Here is a 14229-nt window from a genome sequence, read left to right on the forward strand (position 1 = left end):
CTCACCCCGGCCGGGTGATGCCGCACCGGTCACCCGGAGTGACGCTGCCGGGGTGACCACGCGCGGGACGTGCGCATCGAGGCGCGGGCACCACGTGCGGGCGGCGCGCCCGGGGAAGCCGACGGGACGCCGGCCCCGGGGGATGCGCCGCCCGCGGCGCGTGATCCCCGGCGGGTGTCGAGCAACGGAGGCGTCATGACACTGGCACAATCGGAGTACCCGTTCCTGGACCTGATCTGGACCATGCTGGTGTTCTTCGGCTGGGTGATCTGGTTCTGGCTCCTCGTCGTCATCTTCGGCGACCTCTTCCGGCGCTCGGACGTCTCCGGGTGGGGCAAGGCGGGCTGGACCGTGCTCGTGCTGGTGCTGCCCTTCCTCGGGGTGCTGATCTACCTCGTCGCGCAGGGCAGGCACATGGGCGAGCGCAGGCGGGCCGAAGCGGTCGCCGCGCAGAACCAGTTCGACGACTACGTCCGCGACGTCGCCCACGGCGGCGGCGGGAACGGCGCGGCGAGCCAGATCGCCGAGGCCAAGAAACTGCTGGACAGCGGGGCCATCGACGACAGGGAGTACCAGGACCTCAAGGCGAAGGCACTGGCCCGATGAGACCGGCGTCCGGATGACCGGGGCGGTCCGGATGGCGCCCGGTGTGGGGGAGCGGGTACGGGCGCACCGGGGGCGGTTGTTCGTCCTCGGTGTGCTCCGCCCCTCGCTGACCGTCGCGCTGCTGGTCACCGCGTACTACGTGCTCCCGCTGGGGGACCGGGTGCGCGGCGGCGGCGCGGTGTTCCTGGCGGCCGGACTGCTGGTGGTGACGGCGGTGGTCGTGTGGGAGGTCCGCGCGATCCTGCGGTCGCCGTACCCGCTCCTGCAGGGTGTGCAGGCGCTGGCACTGGTGGTCCCGTTGTTCCTGCTCCTGTTCGCCGGGGCCTACCACAGCATCGAGGAGGTGCGGCCGGGCAGTTTCACCGGCGCCCTCGGCAAGACCGACGCCCTCTACTTCGTGGTGACGGTGTTCGCCACGGTGGGCTTCGGCGACATCACCCCGGTCGCGGAGCCGGCGCGGATCCTGGTCACCGTGCAGATGCTCGGTGACCTGCTCCTGCTTGGCCTCGGCCTGCGGGTGATCCTCACCGCCGTGCGGCACGGCCGCGACCGGACTGAGAAAACCGGAGGAGACGATGACCGAGACCGCGATCTCCGAGCACGGGATGATCGGTGACCTGCACACGGTCGCACTGGTGACGACGGACGGGTCGATCGACTGGTTCTGCTGTCCGCGCTTCGACTCGCCGAGCGTGTTCGGCGCGCTGCTCGACGACGAGCGCGGCGGCCGCTTCCGGGTGCGGCCGGCGGGCGATTTCACCAGCCGCCAGGTGTACTACCCGGACAGCGCGGTGCTGATCACGCGGTTCTTCACCGCGGAAGGGGTCGGCGAAGTCGTCGACTTCATGCCGCCCGCCGGGGAGCACGCGACCGGCAACCACCGGATCGTGCGGCTGATCCGGTGCGTGCGCGGCCGGATGCGGTTCGAGGTCGAGCTGGCGCCGCGGTTCGACTACGGCCGCCGTCCACATCGGACGGAACTGGCCGGTGCGGGCGTGGTGCTCGACGGCGGTTCGACGGTGCTCACCGTCCACCCGGTGCGGGAACCCGGCGACGAGCGGCTCGCCGAAGTCCGGCACGCGGGCCAGGACCTGGAGATGTCGGTCGAGCTGTCCGCCGGGCAGGTCCGCGGCGTCGTGCTCGAAGCGGACGCGGACGGGCCGCCGCGGGAGATCCGGGTGGCGGAGGTCCGGCGGCTGTTCGAGGAGACGACCGCGTTCTGGCAGAACTGGCTCGCCGGTTCGTCCTACCGCGGCCGGTGGCGCGAGGCGGTGGAGCGGTCGGCGATCACGCTGAAGCTGCTCACCTACGCGCCGACCGGCGGGATCGTCGCCGCGCCCACCGCGGGGCTGCCCGAGCAGGTGGGCGGCGAGCGCAACTGGGACTACCGCTACACCTGGGTGCGTGACGCGTCGTTCTCGGTGTCGGCATTGCTGGGGCTGGGGTTCGACGGCGAGGCGGAGCGGTTCGGCCGCTGGCTCGGCGACCGCGTGCGCGAACGGGCGGGCGGGTCGTCCGGGCCGCTGAACATCATGTACCGGGTCGACGGTTCCAGCGATCTCAAGGAGGACGTGCTGGACCACTGGTCGGGGTACCGGGGTTCGCGTCCGGTCCGGATCGGCAACGGCGCCGCCGAACAGCTGCAGCTGGACATCTACGGCGAGGCGATGGACAGCCTGTTCGCCGGCGACCGGGCCGGGCTGCCGATCCCGCACCAGGGCTGGCGGGCCGTGCGCGACGTGCTCGACTGGGTGTGCGCCAACTGGGACCAGCCGGAGGAGGGCATCTGGGAGACCCGTGGCGGGCGGCGCCCGTTCACCTACGGCAGGCTGATGTGCTGGGTCGCGTTGGACCGCGGCATCCGGCTCGCCGCCGAGCACGGCAGGCCTGCCGACCAGCAGCGGTGGGCGGCGGAACGCGACCGCATCTACGAGGAGGTCCACGACCGCGGGTGGCACCCGGGGCGGCGCGCGTTCGTCCAGCATTACGACACCGATGTGCTCGACTCCTCGCTGCTGCGCATGCCGCGGCTGGGGTTCATCGCCGGGCGTGATCCGCAGTGGCTGTCCACACTGGACGCGATGGCGGACGAGCTGGTCACCGACAGCCTGGTCTACCGCTACGACCCGGCCGCCTCGCCGGACGGGCTGCGGGGCTCGGAGGGCACCTTCTCGCTGTGCACCTTCGCCTGGGTGGACGCGCTGGCGCGGGCCGGGCGGGTGCGGGAGGCCCGCGGCGCGTTCGAGAAGATGCTCACCTACGCCAACCACCTCGGCCTGTTCTCCGAGGAGATCGCGCTGACCGGCGAGCAGATCGGGAACTTCCCGCAGGCCTTCACGCACCTCGCGCTGATCGACGCGGCCCTCACCCTGGACGCTGCCCTCGCTTAGCGCGGTGAGCGCCGCGGCCAAGCAGGAGCCCGGCGAGCAGGCCGAGCACGAGGACACCCGCCAGCGCCGCCCACAGCGGCCCGGTGATCGTCGTGGTGAACACGCGGATGTCCACGGTCTGGCGGTTCTGCAGAACGAACGTCAGGCCGAGCGCCACCAGCACCGCCGCGGCGATCAGCTTGACGGGAACCTTCTTGGACGGCGGCGCCTTCGGGGCGCCGTCAGGACGCGCTGTCATCGGAACTCCTCGGCAGTCGGTCCTCCTGCTCGGACAGCAGGAGGTTGAGCACGTGGGCCAGCACGACGAAGCGGGCCATCAGCATGAGCCAGACGAGCACGGCGGCGGCCACCCCGAGCGTCCCGTACAGCTCGGAGGCGCGGGACAACTTGCCCGGCAGGAAGTGGACGGCGACCGCGCGCAGGCCTTCCAGCCCGAGGCCGAACAGGACGGCCCCGGGCAGGAACGCGCGGTGCGGCCGGGATTGCCCGGCGCGCAGCAACGGCAGCCCCAGCAGGGTGAACACGGCAGCCATCACCAGCGACATCACCGCCGCGGGGATCTGCAGGGCGGATTCCAGGAGTGGCCCGCCGAGGCAGGCCACCACGACCCCGAGCAGGGCGGCGGTGTAGCGGCCAGCCCTGGCCAGTGCGGTGAAGTCGCGCGGGCAGGTCCCCGGGCGGACCCGGTTCGCGACGCCGTCCAGCGCCCGCCCGAGCGTGAACGACGCGACCGCGAGCGAGCCGATGCCCACCCCGAGCGCGAACAGCCTGCTCTGTTCGGCCTGCCGCCCCACGTTCTCCAGCAGGCTCGCGGTGAGCGGGCTGAGCCCGGTGGTCCGCACCAGCTCGCGCAGGGTCGTCCCGGACCACCAGAACCCGAGGAGCGCGACGAGGATCAGGACACACGGCAGCAGCCACACGAAGATCCGGAAGGCCAGCGCGGCGGCCAGCAGCGGGCCGGCGATCTCCAGGTCCCGCCGGAGCACCCGCCCGGTCAGCCGGACCGCGGGGAACCGGCCCGCCGCCGAGGCGAACCCCGCGCGCGCGGCGGTGGTCCTCACTCCCGGCCGTGCGCGACGACCGCCCAGATCACGAGCACGTCGATGGCGATGACGATGGTGGACTGCACCGGCGCGACGTTGAGGAACGCCAGGTGCGACAGCGCGTTGAACCCGACCAGCAGCACCGCCACCACGCGGGCCCACATCGCCCCGAACCCGAGCGCGACGCCGGTCGCGACCGCGAGCACGCCGACCACGAGGTGGATCCAGCCCCAGCCGGTGAGGTCGACGACCAGGGTGCCCTCGGGGCCGACGACGTAGTGGTCGTCCGCGGCCAGCGCGACGATGCCCATCACCGTGGTGAACAGCCCGGCCAGGACCACCATCACGGCGCCGAACAACAACCACCCGCTGCCGCGTTCCCCCGTCACCCTGCCGAGCCCGGTGGCCCGCTGGGAATTCATGTAAGCCTGGTCGCGCAGGTACGCCTGATCCGCCATGGCCGCCTCCGATCCGCGGGAACGTCCGGCCACAGTGCGCCCTCGCGCCACGCCGCTCTTCGCCTGCGACGGGTGAGCGCACGTGCCCGTGGCCCGGTTACCGTCGCCGGATGGGGACGACGGCTGTGACGCGGCGCCGTGGCGGCACGGTGCTGCTCACCCTCGCGACCGGGCAGTTCCTGATGACCCTGGACACGTCGGTGATGAACGTGTCGATCGCGACCATCGCGAACGACCTGGGCACGACCGTCACCGGGATCCAGACCGCGATCACCCTGTACACGCTGGTGATGGCGATGCTGATGGTCACCGGGGGCAAGATCGGGGCGCTGATCGGGCGGCGGCGGGCGTTCGCGATCGGGTGCGTGGTCTACGGCTGCGGCTCGCTGACGACCTCGCTCGCCCCCGGGCTGGGCGTGCTCATCGTGGGCTGGTCGGTGCTGGAGGGGCTCGGCGCCGTGCTGATCATGCCGGCGATCGTGGCGCTGGTCGCGTCGAACTTCGAGCAGGCGCAACGGCCGCGGGCCTACGGGCTGGTCGCCTCCGCCGGCGCGATCGCGGTCGCCGTCGGCCCGCTCGTCGGCGGGCTGGTGACCACCTACTTCTCGTGGCGCTGGGTGTTCGCCGGCGAGGTGCTGATCGTGCTCGTCATCCTGGTGCTGGCGCGCCGGATGGCCGACCCCGGGCGCGGCGAACGCCCGGCGCTCGACTTCGCCGGGACGGCGATGTCCGCCCTCGGGCTGGGCCTGGTGGTCTTCGGCGTGCTCCGGTCGGGGACGTGGGGCTGGATCCTGCCGGGTCCGGGCGCCCCGGCGGTGCTCGGGCTGTCCCTGGTCCTGTGGCTGGTGCTGGCGGGCGGGGTCGTGCTGTGGTTGTTCCTGCTGTGGGAGCAGCGGCGGGTCGCCCGCGGCCGGGAGCCGCTGGTGGACCCGGCGATGCTGGGCAACCGGCGGTTGCGGGCCGGCCTCATGGTGTTCTCCGGCCAGTACCTGATCCAGGCCGGGCTGTTCTTCGTCGTCCCGCTGTTCCTGTCCATCTCGCTCGGTCTGTCCACGGTGGAGACCGGGTTGCGGTTGCTGCCGCTGTCGGTGACGTTGCTGGCCGCGGCGGCCGGGATCCCGAAGCTGTGGCCGCGCATCTCGCCGCGCCGGGTCGTGCGGGCCGGGCTGGTGACGTTGTTCGTCGCGCTCGTGGCCTTCTTCGCCGCACTGGACGCGGGCGCCGGTCCGGAGGTCACCACGGTCCCGATGCTGCTGGCCGGGCTGGGCATCGGCGCGCTGGCCTCGCAGCTGGGCAGTGTCACGGTGTCGGCGGTGCCCGACGAGCGCAGCAGCGAGGTCGGCGGGCTGCAGAACACGTTCACCAACCTCGGCGCCTCGCTGGGCACCGCGCTCGCCGGCTCGGTCCTCATCGCGGTCCTCACGTCGTCGTTCCTCGACGGCATCCGCGACAACCAGGCCGTGCCGCCCCAGGTGACGGCGCAGGCGGAGGTGCGGCTGGCCGGTGGCGCGCCGTTCGTCTCGGACGCGGCACTGGAGGCGAACCTGGCCGCGGCGGGGGTTCCGGCCCCGACGGCGGACGGCATCGTGGAGTCCAACCGGGACGCCCGCGTCCAGGGTCTGCGTGCCGCGATCGCGGTGCTCGCGCTCGCCGCCGTCGTCGCGCTCTTCTTCACCCGCCGCATCCCGCAGGAGCAGCCGGGCGGCTCACCCGGGGCGGGTGAGGACAGCCGCCGCGGCGGTCCGGGCGGGCACGGCGGAGACGGTGACGGCGGTGCGGGAGCAGGCGGGCTCGCCGCTCCGCCGGGGGCCGGATCGCCCGGCCGGGATGAGCAGCACCCGGTGCCGCCGCTCTAGCCTCCCGCGGATGGAAGAGCCCCCGAACCCGCGGCTGTCGCCCGACGGTCTGGCGCCGTCCCGCGATCTGCTGCCGCGGGCGCTGGTGGTGCTGCTCGGCGCGGCCGCGGTGGTCGTGGTCGTCGCCGGGGTCCGCGCCGCCGGCTGGCTGGTCGGCCCGGTGTTCACGGCACTGGTGATCGTGATCGCCGTGTCGCCGGTGCAGGACCGGCTCCGCCGCCGGGGGTGGCCGGCGTGGCTGACCACCACCGTGCTCGTCATCCTGGTCTACGGGGTCCTCGCGCTGCTGACGCTGGGCATCGTCGTGTCCCTCGCGCGGCTGGCGGGCCTGGTGCCGCAGTACACCGGGCAGGCCGCCGAGGTCGTCCGCGACGCCTCGGTGGGGCTGTCCCGGCTCGGCATCGGACCGGATCAGCTGCGCGCCGCCGCCGAATCCCTCGACCTGGGCAGGCTCACCGGCCTGCTGACCGCCCTGCTCGCCGACATCGCCGGACTGGTGTCGAACCTGGTGTTCCTGCTCGCGTTGCTGCTGTTCCTGAGCGTCGAAGCGGGTGGCGCGGGGCAGCGGATCGCCGCGATCGCCACCGACCGCCCGTCCGTGAGCGCCGCGCTGCGCGGGTTCACTCGCGGCACCCGGCGCTACCTCGTGGTCACGACGGTGTTCGGGCTCGTCGTGGCGGCCCTGGACGCGCTGGTGCTCGCGGTGATCGGCATCCCGCTGGCGCTGACCTGGGGGCTGCTGTCGTTCGTCACCAACTACATCCCGAACGTCGGGTTCCTGATCGGGCTGGCCCCGCCCGCGATCCTCGGCCTGCTCACCGGCGGCGTCGGCCGGATGGTGCTGGTGATCGTCTGCTACGGCGTCATCAACTTCGTGCTGCAGTCGCTGATCCAGCCGCGGTTCGTCGGCGACGCGGTCGGATTGTCGGTGACGGTGACGTTCGTGGCGCTGGTCTTCTGGGCGTGGCTGCTGGGGCCGCTCGGCGCGATCCTGGCGATCCCGATGACCCTGCTGGCCAAGGCGCTGCTCGTGGACCTCGATCCACGCGCCCGCTGGGCGGACGTGCTGCTGCGGTCCGGGCAGCGCGGGCCGCCGGAATCCCGGCGCCGGGAGGCGCTGTTCGCGCGGTGGCCGCACCGCGCGGCGGCCGGACGGAAGGAGTAGCGATGTCTCGCCTGTCGATGGGGCCTGGATCCGGCGTGGTGGCCGGGTACCGCGACGCCATCCCGCTGGATCGGTGGGCGCGGGTCACGGCGGGCCGTCTGCTCGCCGACGAACAGCCGCGGCGGTGGGCGCACAGCCAGGGAGTCGGGCGCAAGGCCGAAGGCACGGCGCTCGCGCTGGCGCCGGCCGACCGTCCGGTGCTGGTCGCCGCGGCCTGGTTGCACGACATCGGGTACGCCGCCGCGGTCGGGGGCGTGGGCTTCCACCAGCTCGACGGCGCGTGCTACCTCCGCAGTGTCGGCGTGCCGCTGCGCGTGTGCGCGCTCGTCGCGCACCATTCCGGCGCGGACGCGGTGGCCGCGCTGGTCGGTCTCGGGCGGCGGCTCGCGGAGTTCCCGGACGAACGCGGACCGGTCCGGGACGCCCTGTGGTACTGCGATCTGACCACCAGCCCGGACGGGCTGCCGGTGTCGTACCGCACCCGGCTGCTGGAACTGCGGGCGCGCCGCGGCCCGGACGATCCCGTCGTGCGCGCGCTGGCCGTCAACGGCGAGGAGCGGGCCGCGGCGGTCCGGCGCACCGAGGACCTGCTGTTGTCCGTCCGGTTCGGACAGCGGGCGGAGGTGGACGGTGATCGGCGGACCGGCTGACCGGACCGCCGTCCGGACGGCGGGCAGACGGCGCGCGGCCGGCATCTACGGCGCGATCGTCACCGCGGCGATCCTGACCGCGGTGGGCGAGCAGCTGCCCACCGCGGCACTGGCGGTCGCCGTCGTGGTCACGCTCCTGGTCTACTGGTCCGCCGAGGAGTTCGCGGAGATCGTGGGGGAGCAGACCTCCGGCGGCGGGCTGCCGACCCGCGCCCAGGTGCGGGCGGAGTTGCGCGCGACGTGGCCGATGGTGACCGCGTCCTACGGTCCGCTCGCCGCGCTCCTGCTGGCCCGGCTGGCCGGCGCCACACCGCTCACGGCGGCCAACGTCGGGCTCGCGACCGCGGTGGTCCTCCTGGTGGTCCACGCCTGGTCGGCGGCGCGGACCGCGCGGCTGCGCGGGGTCCAGCTGGTGGTGACGACGTGCGTGGCCGGTCTGCTCGGGGTGGTCATGATCGTGTTGAAGAACCTGGTTCTGCTGCACCTGCACTGACCGGGACCCAGCCGTTCCCGGTGCGGCGGCGGAACGCGTCCACGGCGGCGGAGACGGTGGGGTAGAAGTGGTCCGGATCCAGCGTGCGGGTCAGCTCGTAGCGGTCGATCTTGCGCCGCACCGGGTCCTTCAGCTCGGCGAGCACGAGGTGCGTGCCGCGCGCGTTGAGCTCGTCGTCGAGGTCCCGCAGCATGTCCGCGGCCGTGGTGTCCACATCGGTCATCGGTTCGGCGGCGACGACGATCCAGTGCGGCGCCGGGTCGCGCGCCGCGAGCCGGCGCACCGCTTCCCGGAAGGTCTTGGCGTTGGCGAAGATCAGCGGCGCGTCGAACCGGAAGATCACCAGCCCGGCCGGCCGCCGCGCGTCCGGGTAGGACCGGACGTCGTGGTAGCCGGGCACCCCGTCGGCCTTGCCCAGTTCGGTCTGGTACGGCAGCCACGCGTGCCGGAACACGTTGAGGATGGACAGCACCACCGCGACCGCGATCCCGGGCAGCACGCCCAGCAGCGCGACGCCGAGGAGGGCCGCGGCCGACAGGAGGAACTCGGTCCGGCGTTGCCGCCACAGCCGCGCGGTCCCCCGGAGGTCGGCGAGCGACAACGCCGCGGTGATGACGATCGCGGCGAGCACCGGTTGCGGCAGGTTCCGGAACAGGCCGGGCGCGACCAGGATCATGATCGTGATCAGGACGGCGCCGACGACGCCGGTCAGCTGGGTCCGCGCGCCGGCATGCTGGGCGACCGCGGTGCGCGATCCGCTGGTGCTGACCGGGAAACCCTGGAACAGCCCGGCCGCCAGGTTCGCCACGCCGATGCCCGCCATTTCCCGGTTGCCGTGGACCTCCTGCCCGGTGCGGGCGGCGAACGCCGACGCCGTGGAGATCGTGTCGGCGAGCGAGACCAGCGCGATGCCCAGCGCGCCGGCGAACAGCGGAGCGAGGTCGGACAGGCCGATGTCCGGAATGGACAGCGGCGGGAAACCCCGCGGCAGCACACCGACCAGGTCGACGCCGCGTGCGGCGAGGCCGAACAGCGGGACCGCGGCGATCGCCAGCACCACCACGACGAGCACCGCGGGGATCTTGGGCAGCCAGCGCTGCAGCAGCAGGATCGCGGCGACGCCGGAGATCCCGACCGCGGCGGCGGCGCCGTTGACCTCGCCGCCGAAGATCCCCCGCGCCACGGCGCCGATCTCGGCGACGAGGCCGTCGGCGTCGACGCTGAACCCGCACAGCTTCGGCAGCTGCCCCACCACGATGGTCAGTGCGAGGCCGTTGAGGTAACCGATCATCGTCGGCTTGGAGATGAGGTCCGCGATGAAGCCCAGCTTGGCCACCGACGCGACGATCATGATGGCGGCGACGAGGATCGCGAGCATCGAGGCGAGCGCGACGGCGCGCCCGGGGTCGCCGTCTGCCGCGGCGAGCGGCAGGATCGTCGCGGCGATCATCGGCCCCAGGGAGGAATCCGGCCCCAGCACGAGGATCCGCGACGGCCCGAACACGGCGTACCCGAGCAGGCACAGGATCGACGTGTACAGCCCGGTGATCGCGGGCAGGCCGGCCAGCTCCGCGTACGCCATTCCCTGCGGCACCAGCAGCGTCGTGAGGACGACGCCGGCCACGATGTCCTTCGCCAGCCAGCGGCGCTGGTACGACCTGATCTGCCGCAGGCCGGGAACCCAGTGGGACATGACGAAACCCTTCCCCAGGCGATGGTAACCGGGCGGCCGCTTCCCGGCCCGGGGCCTCGGTCCCCACCGGAGGAGACGAAAGACCCTTGACGGAACAGCCTGCCGTTCCGATGCCAGGGCGAGTGCGCGCCGACCGTCCGGTTCGGACAGTGGGTGCGCCGCCGGCTCAGGCGGGGCCGGGTGGGGGAGGAGCGCAGGCGGCCGGGCGCCGGTCGTGCCGCCACGTGCCTCCGGCTCAGCCGAGCCCGTAGCGCTTGAGCTTGCGGTAGAGCGTGGCGCGGCCGATGCCGAGCTGGGCGGCGGCCCGGACGCGGTTGCCGTCCGCGGTGCGCAGCGCTTCGGCGACGGCGGCGCGTTCGGCTTTCTCGAGTTCGCTCAGGCGGGGCCGGGTGGGGGAGGAGCGCAGGCGGCCGGGCGCCGGTCGTGCCGCCACGTGCCTCAGGCTCAGCCGAGCCCGTAGCGCTTGAGCTTGCGGTAGAGCGTGGCGCGGCCGATGCCGAGCTGGGCGGCGGCCCGGACGCGGTTGCCGTCCGCGGTGCGCAGCGCTTCGGCGACGGCGGCGCGTTCGGCTTTCTCGAGTTCGCTCAGGCGGGGCCGGGTGGGGGAGGAGCGCAGGCGGCCGGGCAGGTGGCGGGCGCCGATCGTGCCGCCGCCTGCCTCGGCCGCGGCTCCGCTGATCACGGCCTTCAGCTCGGCCAGGTTGCCCGGCCAGTCGTGCCGCTGCAGCACGGCCCGGGCCTCGTGCGTGAGCCGCGCCCCGAAGCGGTTCGCCAGCTCCGGGATGTCCGCCGTGCGCTCACGCAGGCTCGGCACCCGGATCTCGGCCGGCGCCCAGCGCGTCCGCAGCGGAGCCAGCGCGGGGCCGGGGACCATCGTCGCCACCACGTGGGCCGCGTGCTCGCCGGCGAGGAGGTCCGCCAGCCGCCCGGCGCGGGCGGGATCGAGCCGTTCCAGGTGCCGCACCAGCACGGCGTCTCCCGCGAGCGCCCGCGCCACCGCCTCCACCGGCTCGTCCGCCTCGACGACGACCGGTTCGCCCAGCAGCGCCCGCGCCACGCTCGCCTTGCCCACGCCCGGCTCGCCGAGCAGCAGCACCGGCCGGGACCGGGCCCGCGTGAGCGCCCGTTCCAGCGACCGCCACGGCGGGGAGCTGCCCGCGAGCCCGGCCGCGGCGAACAGGCCGGGCCCGGCCCGTCGCCGGGGCGGGCGGGCCGCGGTGACGGTGACCAGCAGCCCGCCCGGCGCGGCGGGGGCGAGGCGGACCGTGAGCCGGTCGCCGAGCGTGAGTTCGCCGGACGGCGCCCGCCCGTCCCGGGCCGCCTCGACCGCGTACGACTCCAGGGTGTCCAGGTCCTGGGGGCTCAGCAGGTCCGCCGCCGCGTCGCTGACGATGCGCGTCCGCCCGTCGAGCACGGCGACCGCCTCCCGGCCGGGCGCGGCGGCGAGATAGGTCTCCAGCAGCCGCCGCTCGCGCGCCGGGGCGGCGTGCAGCAGCTCCCGCTCGATGGTGCGGCTCGCCGTGCGCGCGAGGGCGTCCAGCACGGCCAGCGGCGCGGACAGGTCGCACACCACGGCGATCGCGCCGCTGATCCGGCGGGTGATCGGGTCGGTCACCGGCGCGCCCGCGCACACCGTGTCCTGGTACAGCTCGAACAGGTGCTCCGGGCCGCCGATCAGGACCGGTTCGCGGGTGCTCAGCACGTGGCTGATGCCGTTGGCTCCGGTGGTGCCCTCGGACAGGTCCGCGCCGGGCCGGGTGTCGATGCGCTCCAGGTGCGCCCGCATCGGCTCGTCGCCGGCCCAGCAGCCCACGATCCGCGCGTGGCTGTCGCTGAGCACCACCGCCGCACGCAGCCCGGACAGGTCTTCGGCGAGGCCGGCCAGCACCGGCGTGGCGGCCCGCACCAGCTGGCTCTCCGGCGCCACCGGCACCGCGGGCACGTGGTCACGCGTCACGTCGGCGCCGGTGAACCACGACCGCCGCCAGGCCGCCGACAGCCACTCGGGCAGGTCGTCCGGCAGTCGCCGCTCGGTGAGGAACTCCTCGCGAGCCCGGCGCAGCCGCGCGAGCCCGTCCCGCGTGTCGATCTGATACGCCATCCGCTGTCACTCCGTTGTGGTCACGGATCTTCCCGCCCCCAGTGTGCCCGGGCGCGCGGCCGCCGGGGGTGTCTCAAAGTGAGACAACCGCGCGACGGGCCGGATTTCCATCCTGGGCGCATGACGAACGATTCGGTAGCCCCACGGGAAAGCGCCCGGCCGGCGGCCCGCTCGGCGGCCGACGCCGAAGCCGACGTGGTCGTGGTCGGCGGCGGTGGCGCGGGCCTGCCCGCCGCCCTGTTCAGCCGGTGGCTCGGCAACGAGGTCGTGCTGCTGGAGAAGGCGGCCGAGCTGGGCGGCACGGCGAAGAAGGCGGCGTTCTGGTACTGGGTGCCCAACAACGAGGCGATGCGCGCCCTGGGCATCGAGGACCGGTTCGAGGACTTCCTCCGCTACGTCGCGCGGCTGTCCCAGCCCACCCGCTACGACCCGGCCCGGGCGGACGCCGGGCTGAGCGAGTGGGAGCTGTCCATGGTCCGCGCCATCTACGACAGCGCCGCCCCGGCCGCGGAGCTGCTGCGCGACCGCGGAGCCCTGACCTACCGGCACTGCCCGGACGTGCCGGACTACTGGTCGCAGCTGCCCGAGGACAAGGCGCCCACCGGGCGGGTGCTGGTGCCGGCGGACGCGCGGGAGTCGATGTCCGACGGCGGGGTGTGCGCGGTGCGGCAGATGTCCGCCGCGGCCGAGCGCGACGGGGTGGACGTGCGCACCGGGCACCGCGTCCAGCGGCTGATCCTTGACGGCGGCCGGGTCGCCGGGGTCGAGGCGACCACCGCGGGCGGGCGGACGGTGCGGGTGCTGGCGCGCAAGGGCGTCGTGTTCGCCACCGGCGGCTTCACGCACGACGACGAACTGCGCCGCGACCACCTGAGCGTGCCCGCCTACCGGGGCTGCGCCGCCTCGACCAACGAGGGCGATTTCGTGCGCATCGCCGCCGGGGTGGGCGCGCAGCTCGGGAACATGAACTACGCCTGGATGTGCCCGGTGCCACTGGAGCGCTCCGGCAGGCCGGACCTGGTCGGGATGTTCTCGGTGGCAGGCGATTCGACGATCTTCGTCGACCGGCACGGCCGTCGCGTCGCGAACGAAAAGATGCCCTACAACGAGGCCGCGCAGACGTTCTTCCAGTGGGACCCGGCCGAGGGCGGCTACCCGAACCTGGTGCTGGTGCAGATCTGGGACCAGCGCAGCCAGGACCACTCCGCCAGCGACGAGTACGGCCGTCTCATCGTCCCGCCCGGCGCGGACGATTCGCACGTGATCCGGGCGGACACGCTGGAGGAGCTGACCGAACGGATCCGCGAACGGCTGGCCGCCAACGCGGGCAGGACCGGCGGCTTCACCCTCGCCGACGACTTCGCCGCGAACCTGCCCGCCACCATCGAGCGGTTCAACGGCTTCGCCCGCGCGGGCAAGGACGCCGACTTCGCACGCGGTGAGACGCCGATCGAGCTGGTGTTCAACGGCCCGGTGAAGGACGAACCCGGCCGCGCCAACCCCACGATGTGGCCGATCAGCGACACCGGCCCCTACTACGCCGCCCTGGTCACCGGCGGGACGCTGGACACCAAGGGCGGGCCGCGCACCGACGCCGACGGCCGTGTCCTGGACGACCTCGGCGAGCCGATCCCCGGCCTGTTCGGGGTCGGCAACTGCGTCGCGTCCGTTTCCGGGCGCGCGTACTGGGCCGGGGGCGCGACGCTCGGCCCCATCCTGGCGTTCGCCCACCGCGCCGCCTCCGCCGTCGACCGGGCCGCCGTGCCCGCCTGAAC

At 73.9% G+C, this 14229-nt stretch carries 14 protein-coding genes; 8 read left to right on the plus strand and 6 right to left on the minus strand.

The genetic code is table 11. The features are described 5' to 3' along the window. Positions 1-195: 195 nt before the first annotated feature. Genes L2C96_RS00325 through L2C96_RS00335 form a run of 3 tightly spaced genes read left to right on the plus strand, consistent with a single transcriptional unit; the run spans position 196 to position 2996 of the window. Complete coding sequence (locus L2C96_RS00325; protein ID WP_020420103.1) at positions 196-606, plus strand: SHOCT domain-containing protein; 411 nt, start codon at positions 196-198, stop codon at positions 604-606. 13 nt (positions 607-619) lie between these two features. After that, positions 620-1222 (plus strand): potassium channel family protein, encoded by a 603-nt coding sequence (locus L2C96_RS00330; RefSeq protein ID WP_237334626.1) that lies wholly within the window; start codon positions 620-622, stop codon positions 1220-1222. Beyond that, on the plus strand, positions 1182-2996 hold the full coding sequence (locus tag L2C96_RS00335; protein ID WP_237334627.1) for a glycoside hydrolase family 15 protein: 1815 nt from the start codon (positions 1182-1184) through the stop codon (positions 2994-2996). Before L2C96_RS00330 ends, L2C96_RS00335 begins: the two co-directional genes overlap by 41 nt. Here L2C96_RS00335 and L2C96_RS00340 read toward each other — a convergent pair. Genes L2C96_RS00340 through L2C96_RS00350 form a run of 3 tightly spaced genes read right to left on the minus strand, consistent with a single transcriptional unit; the run spans position 2971 to position 4497 of the window. After that, on the minus strand, positions 2971-3234 hold the full coding sequence (locus tag L2C96_RS00340) for a LapA family protein (RefSeq protein WP_020420100.1): 264 nt from the start codon (positions 3232-3234) through the stop codon (positions 2971-2973). The two genes, L2C96_RS00335 and L2C96_RS00340, sit on opposite strands and share 26 nt — an antisense overlap. After that, positions 3218-4057: a YhjD/YihY/BrkB family envelope integrity protein gene (locus L2C96_RS00345; RefSeq protein WP_020420099.1), complete on the minus strand. Its 840-nt coding sequence runs from the start codon at positions 4055-4057 to the stop codon at positions 3218-3220. The genes L2C96_RS00340 and L2C96_RS00345 overlap by 17 nt, the downstream gene beginning before the upstream one ends. Continuing rightward, positions 4054-4497, minus strand: a complete 444-nt coding sequence (locus L2C96_RS00350; RefSeq protein WP_020420098.1) for a DUF7144 family membrane protein — start codon at positions 4495-4497, stop codon at positions 4054-4056. Before L2C96_RS00350 ends, L2C96_RS00345 begins: the two co-directional genes overlap by 4 nt. 110 nt (positions 4498-4607) lie before the next feature. On the opposite strand from L2C96_RS00350, the gene L2C96_RS00355 reads away from it, so the two are divergent. Genes L2C96_RS00355 through L2C96_RS00370 form a run of 4 tightly spaced genes read left to right on the plus strand, consistent with a single transcriptional unit; the run spans position 4608 to position 8661 of the window. After that, positions 4608-6353: an MFS transporter gene (locus L2C96_RS00355; protein ID WP_051123588.1), complete on the plus strand. Its 1746-nt coding sequence runs from the start codon at positions 4608-4610 to the stop codon at positions 6351-6353. Positions 6354-6363: 10 nt separating this feature from the next. Further along, positions 6364-7518: an AI-2E family transporter gene (locus L2C96_RS00360; protein ID WP_027936179.1), complete on the plus strand. Its 1155-nt coding sequence runs from the start codon at positions 6364-6366 to the stop codon at positions 7516-7518. A gap of 2 nt (positions 7519-7520) precedes the next feature. Beyond that, a complete protein-coding gene (locus L2C96_RS00365) occupies positions 7521-8168 on the plus strand; it encodes an HD domain-containing protein (RefSeq protein WP_237334628.1) in 648 nt (215 codons plus the stop codon). Next, positions 8149-8661: a hypothetical protein gene (locus tag L2C96_RS00370; RefSeq protein WP_020420094.1), complete on the plus strand. Its 513-nt coding sequence runs from the start codon at positions 8149-8151 to the stop codon at positions 8659-8661. Before L2C96_RS00365 ends, L2C96_RS00370 begins: the two co-directional genes overlap by 20 nt. On the opposite strand, the gene L2C96_RS00375 is transcribed toward L2C96_RS00370, so the two are convergent. The 3 genes from L2C96_RS00375 to L2C96_RS00385 all read right to left on the minus strand — a co-directional run bounded on the left by L2C96_RS00375 (position 8618) and on the right by L2C96_RS00385 (position 12454). Continuing rightward, positions 8618-10354: a SulP family inorganic anion transporter gene (locus L2C96_RS00375; protein WP_237334629.1), complete on the minus strand. Its 1737-nt coding sequence runs from the start codon at positions 10352-10354 to the stop codon at positions 8618-8620. The genes L2C96_RS00370 and L2C96_RS00375 overlap by 44 nt on opposite strands. Before the next feature lie 235 nt (positions 10355-10589). Next, positions 10590-10787 (minus strand): helix-turn-helix domain-containing protein, encoded by a 198-nt coding sequence (locus L2C96_RS00380; protein WP_237335132.1) that lies wholly within the window; start codon positions 10785-10787, stop codon positions 10590-10592. An 11-nt stretch (positions 10788-10798) separates the two neighbouring features. Then, a complete protein-coding gene (locus tag L2C96_RS00385; RefSeq protein WP_237334630.1) occupies positions 10799-12454 on the minus strand; it encodes a sigma-54-dependent Fis family transcriptional regulator in 1656 nt (551 codons plus the stop codon). A gap of 120 nt (positions 12455-12574) precedes the next feature. Here L2C96_RS00385 and L2C96_RS00390 point away from each other — a divergent pair, with 120 nt between their 5' ends. After that, complete coding sequence (locus L2C96_RS00390) at positions 12575-14227, plus strand: FAD-dependent oxidoreductase (protein WP_237334631.1); 1653 nt, start codon at positions 12575-12577, stop codon at positions 14225-14227. The last annotated feature ends 2 nt before the right edge of the window (positions 14228-14229 follow it).

This window comes from Amycolatopsis tucumanensis (genome assembly GCF_021654135.1).
GTDB lineage: Bacteria > Actinomycetota > Actinomycetes > Mycobacteriales > Pseudonocardiaceae > Amycolatopsis_E > Amycolatopsis_E tucumanensis.